A 19,649-nucleotide genomic window follows, 5' to 3' on the forward strand; every position below is an offset into this window, starting at 1 on the left:
AGGTAACGCTGGGATGACGGTTTGTCCGGGTCCCGTCCCGGCCCGCGTCCCGGTTGGTGGGATCCGACCCCTTGGGGTTGTCGGCACCGAACCGTAGTGTGCACGCAACCGTCCGTAATGGCGAAGGAAGCCGGGCCGGACGGGACTCGAAGCCGATTCGGACTCGGTGGAGGTGCGGTGGAACCGACACGAACGGGCGTACGCCAGCGGGCGGCCGGCGCGGCAGACGACTCCGCCGAGCCGGTCCCGGGCGACGATCCCGGCGGGGAACAGCCCGACCGGCCGACAACCGCCGAGCGGGACGATCCGACCGCCAGGCAGGACGATCCGGCGGCACTGCCGGAGTTGGCCGACCCCGGCTGGTTCCACCACGGGGCCACCTTCGCCGAGACGAGCTTCTGGTCGGTGGCGCGGCGGCTGCCGGCGATCATCCGGGAGGCGGTGGCCCTGGCCTGGGGGGTGAGCCGGACCGACACCCTGGCCGCGATCGGGCTCAACATCCTCGCCGGCATCATGATCACATTCGGGCTGCTGGCGACCAGTACGGTGCTGCGCGAACTCTTCGCCTCCGGCCCGACCCCCGACCGGGTACGGTCGGCCGCACCCGGCCTGGCCGTGGCGGCGCTGGCGGTGATGGCCAAGGGCGGCCTGACGATCGCCGCCGGCTGGGCGCAGGCACGGCTGGCCCCGCAGATCAACTACCGGGTCGAGTTACGGCTGTTCGAGGCGACGACCTCGGTGGACCTGGCCGCGTTCGACGACGCCGGCTTCGCCGAGGAGATGGACCGGGCCCGGGACCGGGGGATGACCGAGGCGGCGTCGATCGTCGACGACACCGTCAACCTGATCACCGGCGTGGTCGGGGTGATCGCCACCGCCGCCGCCGTCACTGTCATCCAGCCGCTGCTCCTGCCGTGCCTCCTCGTCGCGGCGGTTCCGTCGGCGGTCACCGCGATCCGGATCGCCCGCCGGGAGTACGTCGCACTGCTCGCCCGGATCACCCGCCGACGTCGGATGTGGATGCTGGCCACCCTGATGGCGAACCGGCTCACCGCGGTCGAGGTGCGGACGTACCAGATGCGCGGGTTCCTGCTCGGCGAGTACCGCCGGGTGATGACCATGGAGACCGCCGCGCAACTCCGGCTGGTGCGGTCCCAGACGTCGACCCGGGTCGGCGGCGGCTCGATCGCCGGACTGGCGACGTTCGCCGTCTACGCCGTACTCGGTTGGTTGCTGCTGGCCGGCGTGGTGCCGTTGGCGGCGGCCGCGACGGCGATGCTGGCCCTCCAGGCCGCCCGGACCAGCCTGGGCAACACCATCCACGCCACCAACTCGCTGTACGAGGACGCGCTGTACTACCGCGACTTCCTGACCTTTCTCGACCGGGCCGACTCGCGCACCCGGAGCAGCGGTGGCGATCCGGTCGCCGGCTTCGAGGAGATCCGGGTCGAGGAGGTCAGCCTGAGCTACCCGGACACCGACGAGCCGGCCGTGGACCAGGTCAGCCTGACCGTCCGCCGAGGTGAGGTGATCGCCCTCGTCGGCGAGAACGGCTCCGGGAAGACGACCCTGGCCAAGCTCCTGGCCGGGCTGTACCAACCCACCGGCGGCACGATCCGGTGGGACGGGGTCGACGTCGCGACGCTCGACGCCGGAAGCCTCGGAGCGAACGTCGCGGTCCTGAGCCAGGACTGGTGGCGCTTTCCGTTCACGGCCCGACAGAACATCACCATCGGCCGGTACGACCGGACCGACGAGGCCGGACCGACGGTCGTGGACGCCGCGAAGGCCGCCACCGCACACGAGATGGTCACCGGGCTGCCGCACGGCTACGACACCCTGCTCGACCGCAGCTTCAAGGACGGCCACGACCTGTCCGGCGGCCAGTGGCAGCGCCTGGTGGCCGCCCGTGGCCTCTACCGCCACGGGCAGCTGCTGATCTGCGACGAACCCTCCGCCGCGCTCGACGCCCGCGCCGAACACGCCCTCTTCCAACGCCTGCGCCGGCAGCCCGACCGGGCGGTCGTGCTCATCACGCACCGGCTGGCAAACGTCCGGCACGCGGACCGGATCTACGTGCTGCGGGACGGAAAACTGATCGAGGAAGGCACCCATGATCAGCTCGTCGAGACCGGCGGCCTCTACCGGGAACTCTTCGAACTCCAGGCCAGCGGCTACGCCGAATGACGGCTCACTGGACGCGCTCCTACGGTGCGCAACTCGGATCGCGCTCGCCGAAGTCGGCACACCGGAACAGTGAAGGGTTCACCTGCGACGGCGGGCGCCACTTCAGCGAGGCCTGCTCGTAGTCGTACGCCAGGGCCAGCAGTCGGGCCTCGGTGTAGGCGGTGCCGAGGAAGGACATCCCGACCGGGCGCCCGTTCGCCGGGTCGTACCCGATCGGTACCGCGACCGACGGATACTGGGCGCGGGCGCCGATCCCGGCGGACCCGCTGCCGACGAAGACGATCGCGTCCAGGTTCTCAGCGGTCAGTACGGAGTCGATCCGCTCCCGCGCCCCGGCGATCCCGGTGTCCCGGTTGGTCTCGTACTCCGCCCTGGCGGCCGGGTCGGTCAGGTCGACGTCGTTCGAGGCCGTGAGCTGGGTCTGGCCGAACTTGATCGTTCCCTCGTCGACGTGCGCGAGGTTGTAGCGCACCACGTCGTCCAGGGTGTCGATCGGCGCGCTGCGCGGCAGCCGGGCCAGGTACGCGTTCAGGTCCCGCTTGAACTCGTACGTCAGGATGCTCGGCGGCAGCCCGCCGGTGTTCACGGTGACCGGGACGACCGTGGCGCCCCGGGCCCGGAGCACGTCCAGCGCCTCGGTGAACAGCACCCCCTGGTTGCCGGTCGGGCTGCTGGCAACCCCGATCCGCCTGCCCTGCAACGCGGTGTCGGAGAGCACCCTGGTGTAGTCGGTGCCGACCACGCCCGAGCTGGTACCGGTGGCCGGGTCCTCCGGGTCGATCCCGGTCAGCGCGGTGAGCAGCGCGGCGGCGTCGTAGACGGTCCGGGTCATCGGGCCGGCGGTGTCCTGGCTGGCCGCGATCGGCACCACACCGGTCCGGCTGACCAGCCCAACGGTCGGCTTCACCCCGACCAGGGAGTTCGCCGCCGCTGGGCTGAGGATCGAGCCGGACGTCTCGGTGCCGATGGTGACCGTGGCGAGCGCCGCCGCGGCGGCCGATCCGGAACCGGAGCTGGACCCGCTCGGGGTCTGGCTGACGTCGTACGGGTTGAGCACCTGACCGCCGAGTCCGCTGTAGCCCGACGGCATTCCGTTGGTGGTGAAGTTGGCGAACTCGGTCAGGTTGGTCTTGCCGAGGATGATCGCGCCGGCCGCCTTCAGCCGGGTCACCAGGAAGGCGTCCCTCGCCGGGTACGAGTGCGCCAGTGCCAGCGCCCCGGCGGTGGTCGGCAGGCCCTGAAGGTCGATGTTGTCCTTGATCAGCACCGGGATGCCGTGCATCGGCCCCCGGACGCGGCCCTTGCGGCGGTCCTGGTCGGCCCGCCTGGCCTGGGCGACGGCATCCCGGGTGACCACCCGGACCGCGTTCAGCCCCGGCCCGTTGGTGTTCAGTGTCCGGATCCGCTCCAGGTACGCCTCGACGAGTTCCTCGGAGGTGATCCGCCGGGCGGCCAACGCCTCCCGGATCTGCGGGATGCCGGCGCGCTCCAGGTCGAGCGGGAACGGCCGGTGCCGCCCGGTCGCCTCGGAGGGGGCGCCGAGGGTGGTGGCGACGAGCGCGGCGACGCCGAGCAGGACGGTGGCGAGTACGACGATCCGGAACGCGGAACGCGGCCGGGATGGCACAACGGGATGATGCACCTGAACGCCCTTCCAGAAGGCCACGTACGGGCGCACGGACACCCGGACGCGGAGGGGATGTCGGAAGCACACGACTCAGGTGTTGACATTACGATGCGGACCGATTTCAGCCGAGTAAAACGATCTTCGTAGCGGGGCGTCGCCGTCTCGGGTGCGCCGGTGCACCCGAGACGGGTGACCGTAGCTCTCGGGTATGACCGCGCATTTGGCGCCCCGGTGTGACGACGTCCGACGTGGACCGATGGTTGCCTTCCGGGTCATGAGATCCAAGGGTGTACTCAGCTATCTCCTCATCGCTTTCGGACTGGCGTGGGCGGCCGTCTTCGTCGCGCACGCGGTGCTCGGCTGGTCGATGGCCGACCCGGTGACCCAGCTGACCATGGCGCTCCCGATGGCGTTCGGACCGGCGATCGCGGCCGTCGTCGTACGCCGCTGGATCACCAGGGAAGGCTTCGCCGACGCCGGCCTGGCGCCGCGCCTGCGGGCCGCGAAACGCTACTACCTGATCGCCTGGCTCGGCCCCGTGCTGGTGCTGGCCGTGACCGTCGGCCTGGCCGCCGCCCTCGGGCTGTACGAGCCGGACCTGGCCGACCTCCCCGGCCCCGCCGCGCTGCTGGTGCTCGTGGCCCCCGTCGTCCTGACCCCGGTGTTCTGGGGTGAGGAGTTCGGCTGGCGGAGCTACCTCCAACAGCGGGTCGGTCGCAGCCCCGCCCGCGCCGCGCTCATCACCGGTCTCGTCTGGGCCGCCTGGCACTACCCGTTGGTCCTCACCGACTACGCCAGTTATGCGAGCCCGCTGCTCGGGATCGTCACCTGGACTTCCCTGATCGTCGCCCAGGCCGTGATCCTGGCCTGGCTGTTCCTGCGCTCCGGCAGCGTCTGGGTCCCCTGCCTCGCCCACGCCGGCAACAACATGGTCATCGGGACGCTCTCCGCCGCCCTGCTGACCGACGCCGGCGGCCTCGACCCGGCAGCCGCCGACCTGCTGGGCCTCGTCCCGCTCGCGGCCATCTGCGCCTGGATCCTGCTCACCGGCCGGTTGGCGCCATCCACTCGGGAGTCTGCTGAGGCGAAATGTTGAACCCGTGACCCTTGTCGTCCCCGGTAGCGCGGGAGAGATCGTCGACCGAGGTGCCGTGGCGGCCGGTTTCCTTGAACTGCCGGCGCGCAGTGGCCAGGACGTCTGGCTCGCCGAATTCCGTGGCCGCCCACGCCTCCGTGGTACGCCGTTCTGAACCATCGATCCAAAAGGTTTTGGGCGTTTTGTCAGAATCTGTCATAGTGAACCGTATGTTCAGAACCAGCACTTCGCTCGACACCACTGAGTTCGCAGGAAAGCGCGCGATCGTCACGGGAGGCTCTCGCGGGATCGGCGCGGCCATCGTGCAGCGACTGCTCGACGGCGGCGCGACCGTCGTCACCACGGCGCGTAACGCCTCCGACGAGACGCCGAAGGCCGCCACCTTCATTCAGGGCGACATCGGCACGCTCGCGGGTGTGCAGGCGTTCACTGCGGCAGCGCTCGACGAACTCGGCGGCGTCGACATCGTGGTCAACAACGCGGCGGCGGCACGCGCCCACATCGGGGGCATCTCATCCATCCCCGATGAGGAGTGGATCGACGCACTCGACCTCAACTACCTGTCCGCCGTGAGGGTCAACAACGCGCTGCTGCCGGCGCTGCGCGAGGCCGGGTCGGGCAGCGTGATCGTCAACATCTCATCGGGAGCGGCCCTCACGCCGGCCCCGCCACTGGCTCACTACGGTGCCGCCAAGGCCGCCCTCAACACCTACAGCAAAGCGCTCGCTTCCGAGCTCGCGCCTGCCGGAATCCGCGTCACCACGATCATCCCTGGCAACGTGCTCACCCCGGGCGCCGACGCGATCCGCCAGAACTTCGCCGACGCGATGGACGTCCCGCTTGCCGCCACCACAGCCGGCATCCCTCTGGGTCGTCCCGGAGACCCGCGCGACATCGCCGAGGCCGTCGCCTACCTCGCATCGGACCGGGCTCAGTGGGTCACCGGAGTAAGCCTGACAGTCGACGGCGGTGAACTCTCCCCGTCATCTGACGCCAAGTTCGGTCAACCGCGTGAACGATGTCGAACCCGTGACCCTTGTCGTCTGAGCGATCCGATCCGATCCGACCCGATCCGGTCCGATCCGTCGGATGAACCGCCTCAGCGGTTCAAGGTACGGGTCAGCCCGGCGACTACCGCCGTGGTCAGCACCCAGCCGACGACCACCAGCAGTGCGGCGACGTACTCCGTCAAGCCGGACGGTTTCCAGGCGTTGTCGTGGCCGAGGTTGACGATCGGGAGCAGCAGGTCGAGTGCCTGGAGCGCCGCGTTCCGGGCCGGCGCCTCGGCCGGGTTCCGGGGTACGGAGGGTTGCAGGACGAAGCTGACCGTCCCCAGTGCCCAGAACGCCACCAGCCAGATGCCGGCCAACCATGCCCGGTAGCCATACCCGACCAGCCCGTCCACCAGGTAGCCGAGCAGTCGTCCCGGAAGGCGGAGCGTCGCCCGCCGCCGACGCTGTCGCTCCAGCAGCACCCGGCGGGCCTCCACGTCCTGCCCACCGCGCCGATACTGCTCGGCGAGCTGCTCGTACGGCTGCGGGGTGTAACCCTCGGGACTGCGGCGCAACCAGTCCAGCCGCTGCCGGACGGTGACCGGTGCCGGCGGGGACGGCTGGCGCGGTTCGGCCGGCCCCCGGGCGATCAGCAGCCGGTACGTGCAGCCGACCAGTTCGAGTTCCGTCGGCCAGGTTCCCGGATTGTCGAAGATCGAATCGGCCTGCAAACCGGAGAGGCGGATGCCCCCGGTCGGCCTGGTGGCGAAGGTCAGCCACAGGCTGCCGACCCGCGCCCCACCCAGATGCAGGGCGTACGGCCTCGTCGCGCGGAGTTCGGAGTTGTTGAAGTTGAGCTGGCTGCCGATCCGCGCGTGGATGAGGAGCACCCCGCCGTCGGCCACGAACCCGTGCCGGGCGGTCAGGCTGCCGCCCACCGCCAGCCGATCCGCACTCAACGCCGCGCCGGTGGTGTGGCGCAGGCTGGCTCCGTCGAGGTTGACGTTGCCGCCGATGTTCGCACCGCCGAGCCAGACCTGCCCCCCGGCGGTGAACCCCTGCCGGGCGTGCAGGTTCCCGATCACCGTCATCCGGGCCGCCGCCAACGCCGTACCGGGCTCCAACGCCGTACCGGGCTCCAGCGCCGTACCGGGCTCCAGCGTCGTACCCGTTTCCGGTGCCGTACCCGTTTCCGGTGCCGTTCCCGGTTCCGGGGTTGCGGCGATGGGTTTGCTGGTCGCCTCGATCGGATTGACGATGCGGGAGCCGTCCAGGGTGACCGTGCCGCCGACCCGGGCGTCGCACAGGTCGACCGGCCCGGCGACCGCACATCCGACGAGGGCCAGGTCGCCACGGAGTTCCAGCAACCGGGCCCGCAGCCCCGGCAGGACGCAGTCGGTGAGCAGCAGGTTCACCGCCCTGGCCTCGGTCAGATCCGGTACGTCGGTGAAGGTCGACGCACTGATCTCCACCGGGGCGGTGACCTCGGCGTGCCGCAGGTCGAGCCGGCCGACGATCTCGGCGGACCGTAGCCGCAGCGCGGCCCGGGGAGCCGTAGCCCGGTCGGCCGGGCCGGCCAGCAGTTCCGCCAGCACCGACGCGCGGACCGGATGCGACATGCCGCTCAGGTCGACCTCGGCGCCTCGCTGGAACGCCGCCTGGACGTGCCGCTCGGCCGTGTTCCACCGCGAAGAGGTTTTCCACACGACAGGGAGGATCGCAGAGGAGCACCGCCGTGGCTAACGGGCTGCCCCGGTGAGCCGGGCCCGCACCCGGTGCCGGTCCGGCGATTCGATCCGCTCCAGCAGGGTGAGTGCCCGGATCCGGTACACCCGTCGGATCGTCTGGTGGCGCCGTCCACCACCGGACGATCCGACGGGCGCCAACTGGCGCGTCACCGCCAGTGGCCGGTCCTGGCCGCCAGTGGCCGGTCCTGGCCGATGGCGTGGGACGGAGTTGCGCTATTCCGAGCTGATCGCTCCCAGTGGGTCGGTTCGGGCGGCTCGGCGGGCCGGCCATTCTGCCGCGAGCGCTCCGGCGATGGCCATGGCCACGAGCAGTCCGGCGATCTGTGGCAGCGGGAGCGCGGCCTGCCAGGCGGGTCTGGTGAGAACGCCGTGCTGGAACATCGCGCCGAGCAGTATGCCGACGGTAACCCCGAGCACGCCGCCGGCAATGGTGATGAGGATCGACTCCAGCCGGATCATCGCCCGGACCTTGCGGCGCGACATGCCGATGGCCCGTAGCAGGCCGACCTCGCGGGTGCGTTCCAGGACCGAGAGCGCCAGGGTGTTGACGATGCCGAGGGCGGCGATGAGCACCGACAGACCGAGCAGCGCGATCGACACCCAGATGAATGTCGAGAGTTGGCTGGCTTCCGCGGTGATGTACTGCTCGGCGGTGTACATGCGGACGTCCGGGCGGTCTGCGGTGGTCTCCGCCAGCTTCCGCTGGAAGGTCTCCCCGTCGCTGTCGGCGCCGATCAGCACCGTGTCGCCATTGCCCGGCCGGAAGTGCCGGTCGGCGAACTCGTCCGGCAGCAACAGCCCGGCGCCGACCAGTGCGGCGTCGGCGTAGACGCCGGTGATGGCGACTGGCACCGACTGGCCGTTGATCATGATCTGGACCGTGTCGCCTCGGGACCAGCCGCGCTCCGCCGCCAGTGCCTTGTGCACGAACGCGCCGCGGGCCAGGTCGGACGGTTCGCCCGTGCGTAGGTCCAGGTGGAGCAGGGAGCCGATGGCGGCCGGCTCGATTGCGGCGACCGGGGTCGCCTGGGCGCCGCTTCCGGCGGTGTCGCGCCGGATCGCGCTCACCGACGTGACACCCGGCACCGCCTCGATCCGGGTCAGGATCTCGTTGCTGACCTGGCCGCCGCCGATACTCACGGCCACGAACGGCGCCCGGAGGCTGTGTTCGATGGCGGCCCGGTCGGCGTGGGTGGCGCTGGCCCCGAAGACGGCGATGCCGGTGGCCAGCGCGACCCCGACCAGCAGTGCCGCGACGGTCGCGCCGGTGCGACGGGGGTTACGGAGGGCGTTTTCGGCGGCCAGCCTGGCCAGCCAACTGGACCGGATCGGTGCGACCATCACCCGGATCAGTGGGCGGGCCAGCCGCGCGGCGAGCAGCACCGCGGCGATGAGCATGCCGAATCCGCCGGCGACGCCGGCCACGGTGAACGGCGGATGGTTGCCGAGCAGCCCCAGCAGGCAGAAGAGCACGGCTATCGCGGCCAGCGTCAGCCCGATCGCGCTTCGCCGCCGCACGGCCGTGACGGCCAGGACGAGGTCTCCCTGCAGGGCCACCACGGGTGGCGCGGCGGCTGCCCGCCGGGCCGGCAGCCAGGCCGCCAGCATGGTGACCGCGATGCCGACGAACAGGCTCCACAGCACGGCGGTGGGCGTGATGCGCAGGGTGTCGCCGAGGATCGGATCCTGTGCGGTGGCGAAGTCGATCATCGGGAGGGCGAGACCGAATCCGGTCGGCACGCCGACGGCGGCGGCAAGGATGCCGATCCCGGCCGCCTCGGCCAGGACCATCACCTCGATCTGACGCCGGCTGGCGCCGACGGCACGCAGCAGGCCGAACTGCCGGGTACGTTGCCCGACCAGCATCGCGAACGTGTTGGTGATCAGGGTGATGCCCACCAGCAGCGCGATCAGGGTGAACGTGAGGAGAATCTGGGCGGTGGTCGCCGCGTCGCCCTCCTCCTGTTCCCGTGACCGCTGGGCGAGCACGTCGCCGTCGTACGCCTCGATCCCGACGGGCAACGAGGCGGCCACGGCCTCCCGCAACTGCTGGTTGGATACGCCCGGCCCGGCGGTGATCTCCACCGATGTGAAGGTGCCGGGTGTCTGGAGCGCCCGGTGCGCGGTGGCGGTGTCGAAGGCGAGGGCTGGCGCGCGGCCGGGGCCGTCGCGGAGGACGGGATGATAGGAGTAGATCCCCACCACGGTGACCGTCTCCGTACCGGACTGGTGCAGTGCCTCTGTCCGGGTGCCCACCGTCAGTTCGCCGTTGCGGGCGGCCGCCTGCTCGACGGCGATCTCGCCGGGTCCCTGGGGTGCCCGCCCCTCCCTCAGCCGCAGCCGGGGCCCGTCGGTCCAGTTCGTGCCGATCAGGTCGTCGGCGAATCCGGCGGGCCGGGCGACCTTGCCGTCCTTGCCGACCACGGCCGCGTAACCGTCCACGACGCCGTCAGCCCTGGCCACGCCGGGCAGCGCCGCCAGCCGCTGCCGATCCTGTTCCGGCAGCAGGACGGGACGGAAGTCGTATCCGCCCCCGTTCTCCTGGCCGGAGGGCGCCACCAACACCGCCACGTCGGTACGGACAGCGCCGGGACCGGGGTTGATGCTGTCGGCGAAGACGAGGGTGCCGGAGACGAACGCGACGCCGAGCACGACGGTCACGAAGGTCATCGCCAGCCGGCCCCGGTTCGCGAAGAGGTTGCGCAACCCGATACGCCACATGTTCATCCTCGCGTCCGATCGAGCTTGGCCAGCCGGTGCAGCACCTGGTCCACCGTGGGCTCGGAAAACTGGTCCACCAGCCGGCCATCGGCGAGGACCAGGACCTGGTCCGCTACAGCGGCCGCCACGGGATCGTGGGTCACCATCACCACGGTCCGGCCGAACTCGTCCACCGATCGGCGCATCAGACCGAGCAGCCGGCCGCCGGTGCGGGAGTCCAGGTTTCCGGTCGGCTCGTCGGCGAAGACGATCTGCGGCTGGGTCACCAGCGCCCGAGCCAGCGCGACCCGCTGCTGCTGCCCGCCGGAGAGTTCTGCCGGCCGGTGTCCGAGCCGGCCGGCCAGGTCGAGCGCCGCCACGATGGACTCCAGCAGGGCGGCATCGGGGCGTTGCCCACCGATGGTCAGGGGCAGGATGATGTTCTCCGCGGCGGTGAGCGTCGGGACCAGGTTGAACGACTGGAACACGAACCCGATCTCGCGTCGACGCAGGTCGGTCAGTTGCCCGTCGGAGAGCGTGTCCAGGGCGGTGGCGCCGAGGTAGACCGAGCCGCCGGACGGACGGTCCAGCCCCGCCAGGCAGTGCATCAGGGTGGACTTTCCCGACCCCGAGGGCCCCATCACGGCCGTGAACCGGCCGGCGGGGATGTCGACGTCGACCGCGTCGAGCGCCACGACGCGAGCAGACCCGGTGCCGTAGACCTTGTTCAGGCCGACGGCGCGGGCGGCCGGCGGCGGCCCCTGCGGAGCCGGTACAGCTGTGGCCGAACTGATCATCGTTCGCCTTCCGTTTCGAGATGCGGGGTGCCGGGGTCCGGCTGGTGGGAGGTGGGCGCGACACCGCTCCTTCGGGATGACCGGGATCCGGCACGAGCCGGCACGTCCACCGATCCCGAAGGCACAGCGGCGATCGGAGTTCAACCGATGGCGGTGGGCTCGGGAACGTGCTCGACCCGTCGGCGGCGCTGTTGCCGTTCCCGCGCGTCGGCGGCGCGGCCCCAGCGGGTCCGGCTCCACGGCTTCACCACGGACAGGATGGTGGCGACCCACAGGGCGACGGTGAACGTGGCCAGGCAGGCCGTCAGGGCGAGGGCGGTCCCACCCGGCTCGCCGGCCGGGTCGACCGTACGCAGGGCGAGTTCGTCCGCCAGCGCGCTTTCGAGGGTGCCGGCCAACAGCGGGATGCTGACCGAGATGGCGAACTTGACGATCACCCACCGGTACCGGACGAGGCCCCACTTCGTGCCGAGTGACACGACGAGGCCGGTGATGATCGACAGGAACATCGACGGGATCGCGGCCGTGAAGTCGACGACGTGCAGCAGCTCGTACGCACCGTGTCGCATCGTGTGGGAGGCGGTGGCCGAGCCGATGATCGCCAGCACGGTCATGGTGAGCGCCACACCGAGCCATCCGACGCTGAACCCGACGTGCAGGACGAGCCAGATCTTGCGGGTCCGGGGCGACATCCGGGGAAACTGTGGCCGGCTCCGCGCCAGGATCGCAATCGACAGGGGGATGCCGAGGAGGGCGATCAGGACCGGGATGCTGAACACGAACTGAAGCACCGCCATGGCCAGGTGCAGGACGATCGTGACCCGGCGGCTGCGCTCCGGTCCGCGCAGCGCGGCCGACACCGACAACCCGGCCGCCAGCGAGTAGCCGACGAGGGCTGCCGTCCGGAGCACGACGAGGCCGGAGCCGTTCAGCAGCAGCACCACGTTCAACAGGGCGAAGCAGGCGAAGGCCCAGTGCAACATCGTGAGCGCCCGAGGCGTGGCCTCATGGCCGGTCGGGTTGCCGGAACCAGGTGGCATGTCGGGATCCATGTTTGAAAAACTAGGTTCGCCCGAGCTGGGTGGCATCGCTCGATGTGACCCGGATCGGTGGTCGATGGTCGGCGGATCCGGCGACGGACGCTACTTTCGATTGAATCCGACGGTGGAGGCGCGGTGCCGCCGACCTCAGTAGTCTTCCGGTATGGGGCCTGGGCAGCGTCGCGTTGTCGACGTGCTACTCGCCGCGGTCTGCGTACTGGCCGGTGCCTGGGATGGTCTCCAGTCCGGCCTCTTCAACGGCTCCCCGCTCGTCAACGAGCGGGCGCCGCTGGCGGTCAACGTGGTACTGGGGATCCTCACCGGACTCGCCGTCCTGGTTCGGCGCAGTCGTCCGATGCTGCTGTACGGCTCCGCTCTGCTGTGCTGGGGTGTCGTGAGCGCGTACCCGGCCCTGCTGATGGCGCAGTTCTCCCTCGGCGCCCATGTCCGCTCCGCCTGGCACCGGGTCGTCCTCACCGCCACCATGCTGGCCCTCGTGACCGGGCCGTTGTGGCGGGCGGGCGGTGGTGACTCGGCCGTACCGATCAGCTTCGCGCTCTGTATCGGGCCCGTGCTGGTCGGTCTCTATCTGACGTCCCGTCGGGAGGTGTTGGCCAGTCTGGAGGAGCGCGCCCTGCGCAACGAGCGCGAGGAGCGGCTGCGGATCGACCAGGCCCGTGCCGAGGAGCGGGCCCAGATCGCCCGGGACATGCACGATGTGGTCACCCATCGGGTGTCCCTCATGGTGCTGCACGCCACGGCGCTGGAGTCGGCGCAGGGGCGGGACGCGGTGGCGATCGCGAGCCAGATCCAGGGCATTGGTCGCGCCGCGCTGAACGAGCTTCGTACGCTGGTCGGGGTGTTACGCGACGGCGCCGCCGCGCCGCTGCGACCGCAGCCGGGGGTTAACGACCTTGAGGAACTGGTCGCCTCGTCGGTGGCGCTCGGCCTGGCGGTCGAGTTGAGGGTCGAGGACGGGCTGCGGGCGCCGGCCCTGGTGGAGCACGCGGTCTACCGGGTGGTCCAGGAGGCTCTCACGAACGTGCACAAGCACGCCAGCGACGCCCGGACCACGGTCACCGTCGGTACGGACGGCGACGGCGTGCTGCTGGTCGTCCGCGACAGCGGCAGCGCCCCGATGCTGGACGTGGCTCCCGGCGGTGGGCACGGGCTGCTCGGAATCTCCGAACGCGTCCGGTTGGTCGGGGGCACGCTCCGCACCCGACGGCTACCCGGAGGCGGGTTCGAGGTGCTGGCCAGGATGCCGATGGTGAGCGAGGTGCTGCGATGATCCGGCTGTTGATCGTCGACGACGAGTGGATGGTCCGCGCCATGCTCCGCACGATCATGGAGGCCTACGACGACATCGACATCGTGGGTGAGGCCGGGAACGGCGACGAGGCGGTGCGGCAGTCGCACGCCCTGCGCCCCGACGTCGTGTTGATGGACATCCGGATGCCCCGCGCCGACGGCCTCACCGCGACCGCGGCACTGTCCCGGTTCGCGGTACCGCCGAAAGTCGTCGTCCTGACCACGTTCGACCTCGACGAGTACGTCCAGACGGCGCTGCGGCACGGCGCGGTCGGCTTCCTGCTCAAGGACGCCACCGCCGACCAGATGGCCGCCGCCGTGCGCAGCGCCGCCGCCGGGGACGCCATGCTCTCCCCACAGGTCACCCGCAAGCTGCTGCACCGGTTCGCCGAGCCGGTCAGCCCGCGCCGCGAGGCGGCCGTCCGCCAGTTGAGGGTGCTCACGGACAAGGAGCGGGAGGTACTGGTGGCCGTCGGTGAAGGACTGACCAACAGCGACATCGGTCGGCGCCTGCACCTGAGCGAGGCCACCGTGAAGAGCCATGTCAGCCGGCTCCTCGCCAAGCTGCAACTGACCAACCGGGTGCAGGCGGCGATCCTCGCGTACCACGCCGGCCTGGTCAGCTGAGCGCCGCCCGCGCCTCAGGCCGGGTCAGAAGGTGCTGATGTCGAACCGCGTCGCCCTGGTGCTGACGGGGCCACGACTGAGCTCGTTGCCGTCGATGTCGAGCGCCCGGAACGTGCCATCGCTGGTCAGCCTGTCGCCGTCCACCCGGGCGTGGTGCAGGGCCCGAACCTCGCCGTTGTAGCGGTGTGGCAACCCTCTCAGGTCGTCCGGCAGCACCTGCCACAGCGTGAAGGTGACCGTACGCCGTCCGGTGGCCTCCCACCGTCCGGTGGCGATGTGGATGCCCTGCGCGAACGACAGGAAGAAGCCGCCCGGCAGGAAGGTGAACAGGGCGACCTCCTCCTCGTGCGGCAGGGTGACCACACCGCGCCAGGTGCCCAGCACCGGGCTGCTGGACCCTCCGTGGCCGGTCGGGGAGGCCTCGGCCATCTCACTCGTGCTCAGCGCGGCGCCGACCGCCAGTGCGCCGACCGCAGCGCCCGTACCGGCGGCGCGCCCGAGAAACCGCCTGCGGTCCACGTGACCTGTCATGGGAAACACCTCACAAAGATCTCGTACGGATTGGACCGACCGACCGTACGGCGGCGGCCCGCCCGTCCACATCGATCGTTGGAGTGCGAATCCACAGGTCCCGCCCCACCCTTTGGCTGAGCCGGTCGGCCGAACCCCGGCCTTCCGCGCTGACAGCGGATGATCAGGGCGTTTCTGATTGGGTGATCGTCTAGGTGCGGATGATCTGGATTTGTGAACGAGACGATGATCCGTACCTGGGCGCCGGACGATCTGTGGAAGGTTGCGGCGTCGGTCGCTCTAGGTATTGGTCTTTTCGCGTCGTCACTCCGTTCACTCGGAATTGCGGATGGTCGGCCACTCCGTCGGGATGAAGTCGTCGGGCGCGTTCAAAACGTTGATCATCCGCTGGCGGATGCTCTCGTGCATCAACGGTCCCCAGGGGAACTTCGTCGGGTACTGCACGATGTTCGCGAAGACGTTCGCCGGCCCGTCGTTCTGCTCCAGGTACTGGATGGCGGCCTGGGTACAGACATAGTCGGCGTACGCCAGCGCCTGGTGGGCGGTGGTCATCAGGGCCTCGGTGCCGGGCTGGTGGCGCAGGTACGGCTCGAACCACGGCAGGTCGACCCCGGGCATCGGGGTGGGTTGGAACTGAAGATCGTTGGAGAGCACGATCGGCAGCGGGTCGTCCTTGATCCCGTTGGCCTGGGCGAGCATCTGGGCACCGGCCAGGACGCCGCCGGGCTCGGCCAGGTCGAGCAACCGCTGCCGGCCGATGACCACGTGCTGATTCTTCTGCATGTACCTGTCGAGACCCAGTGGATCGTCCGGGAAGTCGAACGCGATCTCGGCCAGCGCCTCGACCCGATCCTTCCGGCCACGGTTGTTGTAGTAGGTGATCATCCAGCTCATCGCCTTCGGGGCGTACTGCGGGTCGCTGGTGGCCCGTGCCTGGGCCATCGCGTCGCGGGCCTTGTCATGGTCGCCCGCCCGCTCGTGGTTCAGGGCGATGTGGAACCAGGCGACCGCGCTGTAGCCGAGCCGGTACGGCTCCAGGAGCGCATGCCACAACTCCGTCGCCCGCTCGTAGTTCTCCATCCGGGTCCAGTGGCCGGCGAGCAGCAGCTTCGCCGCAGGCGTGTAGATTGGATGGTCACCCTCGGCGGCGATCCGTAACCCGTCCACACTGCTCGCGAGCTGTCGGTGCGTGTACGGGACCGCCTTCGCCAAGGCGAGAAGGAACGCCGCCTCGATCCGGTAGGGAGCACCCGGGGCAGCCTCCGCGAGCCCTTTGAGCTGGCCGACGGCCGACTCCGGCTCGCCGGTCAACAACAACTCGAATGCGTCCCGGCACACCGCCGCGCGGCGGAGACGTTCGGCATTGGTCTGGTCCATGGGTCCCTCCTCGGCAGTCAGAGCAGCCGTAAGGAAGCTACACCGTGCCGCGACTCGACTACATAACGTATCTTCCGCTGTCTTGCGCCGCGGACGCCGGAACGTCACGGAACTCGCCCGTTCCGGCCCGCCCATGCCCTGGTTCCACCTGGCCGACCGGCGCCATACATCCACGGGATGACAACTATCGGGCGATGCCCCATGGGTGGCACCGCACCTAGCTTTCTTGACATGACAGGTGAAGACAGCGCAGGGCACGCCGTCGTCCGGCGGGACGACGTGCACCGGAGACAGCTCACCCGCATCGGCGGCGCCACGATTGCCGCCGTCCTACTCATCGTCGGGTTCGTGCCGGGAGTCGCACCGGCAGCCGACGCGACGACCACGACGAGTCACGGGTACTCGGCGCAGATCCGGCGCGCGTCGTACGGGGTGCCGCACATTACCGCCGCCAACTTCGCCAGCCTGGGCTTCGGCGCGGGCAACGTACAGGCCGAGGACAACATCTGCCTGATCGCCGAGCAGGTGGTCACCGTCGACGCCAGCCGGTCACGGCACTTCGGTGCCGACGAGCCGAACGTGCGCAGCGACCTGTTCTTCCAGAAGGCGAAGGAGGACAGGGTCGTCGAGCGGATGCTCGCCGGCACCCCGAATGGGGTGGACGCACCGTCGCGGCAGGCCCGTGACCTCGTTCGTGGCTTCGCCGCCGGCTACAACAACCACCTCCGCAAGACCGGGGCGGCGAACCTGACGGACCCGCAGTGTCGCGCGAAGCCATGGGTCCGGCAGATCAGCGCCCTCGACCTGTGGCGGACCACCTGGGCCAACATGATCCGATCCGGCTCCCTCGGCGCGCGCGACTGGATCGTCGAGGCGACGCCACCGGCAGCGGGCGCGGCTCGGAGCACGACGCCGAGCACCACGGACATCGCCACGGCGCTGTCGCGGGTGATCCGGCCAGCGGGCGCGGGCCGTGACGAGGCCGCCGGTGGCGGTGACGAGGCCGCCGGTGGCGGTGACGAGGCCGGCGGTGGCGATGATGGTGGCGATGGCGCACCGGGCGATACCGGCTCCGCGCTGGGCAGCAACGCCTACGGGCTGGGTGGCGAGGCGACGACGAGCGGCGCCGGGATGCTACTTGCCAACCCACACTTTCCGTGGGACGGACCCGACCGGTTCTACCGGATGCACCTGAAGATCCCAGGCGGGTACGACGTGGAAGGGGCGGCGCTGATCGGCAGCCCGATCGTCCAGATCGGCCACAACGCCACGGTGGGCTGGAGCCACACCGTCTCCACCGCCGCGCGGTCCGTGCTGCACGAACTGACGCTCGTACCCGGTGACCCGACGTCGTACCTCTACGACGGCCGACCCCGGAAGATGACCCGACGCACCGTGACGGTCCAGGTACCGACGCCGGGCGGCGGCACCGAACCGGTGACCCGGACCCTGTACGACACGTTGTACGGGCCGGTGGTCTCCCTCCCCGACGCGCTGGCGTGGACGACCACGACGGCGTACGCGATGACCGACGTCAACGCCGACAACGGCCGCGCGATCGACGGCTGGCTCCAGATGGGCCGGGCCCGGACGGTACGCGAGCTGAAGAAGGTCCTCGACCGGTACCAGTTCCTGCCCTGGGTCAACGTCATCGCCGCAGACGCCACCGGCGAGGCGATGTACGGCGACCACTCGGTCATCCCACGGGTCACCGACGAACTCGCCGCGACCTGCATCCCGGACCGGTTCAAGGAGGAGTACGCGTCCAGCGGTGACGCGGTGCTCGACGGCTCGACCTCGGCGTGCGGGCTGGGCACCGACCCCGACGCCGCCGTGCCCGGGATCCTCGGCCCGGCACACCTGCCGGTGCTGTTCCGAACCGACTATGTCACGAACTCCAACGACAGCCACTGGCTGACCAACCCGGAACAGCCGTTGACCGGTTACCCGCGAATCATCGGCCCCGAGCAGAGGCCACGCAGCCTGCGTACCCGGCTTGGCCTGCTCCAGGTGCAGCAGCGGATCGCCGGCACCGACGGCCTGCCGGGCACCAGGTTCAGCGTCGAGAAGCTCTGGCAGGTCCAGTTCGGCAACCGGGTCTACGGCGGTGAGCTGTTCAGGGACGACCTCGTCGCGCTCTGTACGGCGACGCCGCGCGCCACGGCGTCGAACGGCGCCACCGTCGACCTCACCGCCGCCTGCGCGGCACTGCGCGGCTGGGACCTGCGCGTCGACCTGGACAGCCGGGGCAGCCACCTGTTCACCGAGTTCGTGCGGAGCGGCCCCATCCCGTTCCAGGACCGGTTCGTGGTGACCGATCCGGTCAACACTCCCCGGATCCTCGCCACCGATGATCCGAGGATCCTGACCACCCTCGCCAACGCCGTACAGAAGCTGGCCGGCATTCCACTGGACGCCCCGCTCAGCGCCGTGCAGACCGAACCGCGCGGCAGCGAGCAGGTACCGATCCACGGCGGCCCCGGTGGCGCCGGCATCTTCAACGCCATCAGCGCCTCGTTCACGCCCGGTGTCGGTTACCCGAAGATCATGCACGGCTCGTCGTTCGTCATGGCCGTCGAGTTCGGCCGGAACGGACCGTCGGGGCGGCAGATTCTCTCGTACTCACAGTCGGCGAACCCGAACTCGCCGTACTACGCCGACCAGACCCGGCTCTACTCCCGCAAGGGCTGGGACACCATCAAGTACACCGAGGCGCAGATCGCGGCCGACCCGAATCTGCGCACGTACCGGGTCCGGGAAGACGAACGCGACTGCGTGAACGGCGGATGGCGAGCATTCGCGCAACCGGCGTTCAGATCGCAGGGAGCGTGCATCGCGTACTTCCGGCGGGCCTAGCCGATCCCGAGGACGACAACCGCCCGACCGCCCGGCCGTGCCAGACGAGCTGGCGCGGTCGGGCGGTTCGGCGAACGTCACACTCAGCCGGTCTGGCGGTCCAGGACCAGGTCGCGGGCCCTGGCGTACTGCTCGCGGATCTGCGGGACGGCCGTGCCGGCGTACTCCTCGGGCTGGCTGGCGGACCACGTGGGTGGCTGCGACCCACCCTGGATGACCCAGGCGGCCTGCCGGGCGGCCCCGTCCGCGACGTACTCCCCCGGCTCGGGCACCAGTACGGGACAGCCGAAGACCTCCGGCGCGATCCGGCGCACCGCCTCGGACCGGGCCCCGCCGCCGACCAGGATGACCCGGTTCGCGGTCGCGCCCTGGGCGAGCAGCGCGTCCAGCCCGTCGGCGAGCGCGCAGAGCATCCCCTCCACCGCCGCCCTGGCAAGGTGAGCCGGCGTGGACGTACGCAGCGTCAGGCCGTGCACCGCGCCCGTCGCCTGCGGACGGTTGGGCGTCCGCTCCCCCTCCAGATAGGGGACCATCACCAGCCCACCGGCCCCGGCCGGCGCCGACAACGCCAGTTTCGCCAACTCGTCGAGCCCGACACCCAGCAGCGACGCCGCGGCATCCAGCACCCGGGCCGCGTTCAACGTCGCGACCAGCGGCAGGAACCGCCCGGTCGCGTCCGCGAACCCGGCCACCGCGCCGGAGGAGTCGGCCGCCGGAGCATCCGCCACGCTGAACACGGTCCCCGAGGTCCCGATCGAGA

At 70.5% G+C, this 19,649-nt stretch carries 14 protein-coding genes; 6 read left to right on the forward strand and 8 right to left on the reverse strand.

The features are described 5' to 3' along the window. The first annotated feature begins 177 nt into the window (after window positions 1-177). Entirely contained in the window at window positions 178-2,187 is a 2,010-nt protein-coding gene (locus I0C86_RS30560; protein WP_323373946.1) for an ABC transporter ATP-binding protein, read from the forward strand. A 19-nt stretch (window positions 2,188-2,206) separates the two neighbouring features. Here I0C86_RS30560 and I0C86_RS30565 read toward each other — a convergent pair whose 3' ends face one another. Further along, entirely contained in the window at window positions 2,207-3,814 is a 1,608-nt protein-coding gene (locus I0C86_RS30565; RefSeq protein ID WP_323373947.1) for an amidase family protein, read from the reverse strand. Window positions 3,815-4,088: 274 nt separating this feature from the next. Here I0C86_RS30565 and I0C86_RS30570 point away from each other — a divergent pair, with 274 nt between their 5' ends. Together I0C86_RS30570 and I0C86_RS30575 are read left to right on the forward strand one after the other, a co-directional pair. Then, window positions 4,089-4,910 (forward strand): CPBP family intramembrane glutamic endopeptidase, encoded by an 822-nt coding sequence (locus I0C86_RS30570; protein ID WP_196204786.1) that lies wholly within the window; start codon window positions 4,089-4,091, stop codon window positions 4,908-4,910. 119 nt (window positions 4,911-5,029) lie between these two features. Next, window positions 5,030-6,292, forward strand: a complete 1,263-nt coding sequence (locus I0C86_RS30575) for an SDR family oxidoreductase (RefSeq protein ID WP_323373948.1) — start codon at window positions 5,030-5,032, stop codon at window positions 6,290-6,292. Between the two features lie 1,349 nt (window positions 6,293-7,641). On the opposite strand, the gene I0C86_RS30585 is transcribed toward I0C86_RS30575, so the two are convergent. The 4 genes from I0C86_RS30585 to I0C86_RS30600 all read right to left on the reverse strand — a co-directional run bounded on the left by I0C86_RS30585 (window position 7,642) and on the right by I0C86_RS30600 (window position 12,187). Next, a complete protein-coding gene (locus I0C86_RS30585; RefSeq protein WP_196204788.1) occupies window positions 7,642-7,800 on the reverse strand; it encodes a hypothetical protein in 159 nt (52 codons plus the stop codon). Between the two features lie 63 nt (window positions 7,801-7,863). Next, the gene (locus tag I0C86_RS30590; RefSeq protein ID WP_196204789.1) at window positions 7,864-10,371 is read right to left on the reverse strand and encodes an FtsX-like permease family protein; all 2,508 of its coding nucleotides are present in this window, start codon (window positions 10,369-10,371) and stop codon (window positions 7,864-7,866) included. 2 nt (window positions 10,372-10,373) lie between these two features. Beyond that, entirely contained in the window at window positions 10,374-11,147 is a 774-nt protein-coding gene (locus tag I0C86_RS30595) for an ABC transporter ATP-binding protein (RefSeq protein WP_196204790.1), read from the reverse strand. 140 nt (window positions 11,148-11,287) lie between these two features. Continuing rightward, entirely contained in the window at window positions 11,288-12,187 is a 900-nt protein-coding gene (locus I0C86_RS30600; RefSeq protein WP_196204791.1) for a hypothetical protein, read from the reverse strand. A 163-nt stretch (window positions 12,188-12,350) separates the two neighbouring features. Between I0C86_RS30600 and I0C86_RS30605 the strand changes: the two genes are divergently transcribed. Both I0C86_RS30605 and I0C86_RS30610 read left to right on the forward strand, forming a co-directional pair. Continuing rightward, complete coding sequence (locus I0C86_RS30605; protein WP_196204792.1) at window positions 12,351-13,478, forward strand: sensor histidine kinase; 1,128 nt, start codon at window positions 12,351-12,353, stop codon at window positions 13,476-13,478. Further along, on the forward strand, window positions 13,475-14,125 hold the full coding sequence (locus I0C86_RS30610; protein ID WP_196204793.1) for a response regulator: 651 nt from the start codon (window positions 13,475-13,477) through the stop codon (window positions 14,123-14,125). The genes I0C86_RS30605 and I0C86_RS30610 overlap by 4 nt, the downstream gene beginning before the upstream one ends. A 24-nt stretch (window positions 14,126-14,149) precedes the next feature. On the opposite strand, the gene I0C86_RS30615 is transcribed toward I0C86_RS30610, so the two are convergent. Together I0C86_RS30615 and I0C86_RS30620 are read right to left on the reverse strand one after the other, a co-directional pair. Continuing rightward, on the reverse strand, window positions 14,150-14,656 hold the full coding sequence (locus tag I0C86_RS30615) for a twin-arginine translocation signal domain-containing protein (protein ID WP_196204794.1): 507 nt from the start codon (window positions 14,654-14,656) through the stop codon (window positions 14,150-14,152). Window positions 14,657-14,968: 312 nt separating this feature from the next. Continuing rightward, window positions 14,969-16,033, reverse strand: coding sequence for a tetratricopeptide repeat protein (locus I0C86_RS30620; protein ID WP_196204795.1), 1,065 nt, complete (start codon window positions 16,031-16,033; stop codon window positions 14,969-14,971). Between the two features lie 303 nt (window positions 16,034-16,336). Here I0C86_RS30620 and I0C86_RS30625 point away from each other — a divergent pair, with 303 nt between their 5' ends. Further along, window positions 16,337-18,889, forward strand: coding sequence for an acylase (locus I0C86_RS30625; RefSeq protein ID WP_407676371.1), 2,553 nt, complete (start codon window positions 16,337-16,339; stop codon window positions 18,887-18,889). A gap of 83 nt (window positions 18,890-18,972) precedes the next feature. On the opposite strand, the gene I0C86_RS30630 is transcribed toward I0C86_RS30625, so the two are convergent. Then, a partial coding sequence (locus I0C86_RS30630; protein ID WP_255527878.1) for an FGGY-family carbohydrate kinase occupies window positions 18,973-19,649 on the reverse strand: 677 nt, incomplete at its 5' end.

Origin of the sequence: Plantactinospora alkalitolerans (assembly GCF_015690345.1) — a bacterium.
GTDB lineage: Bacteria > Actinomycetota > Actinomycetes > Mycobacteriales > Micromonosporaceae > Plantactinospora > Plantactinospora alkalitolerans.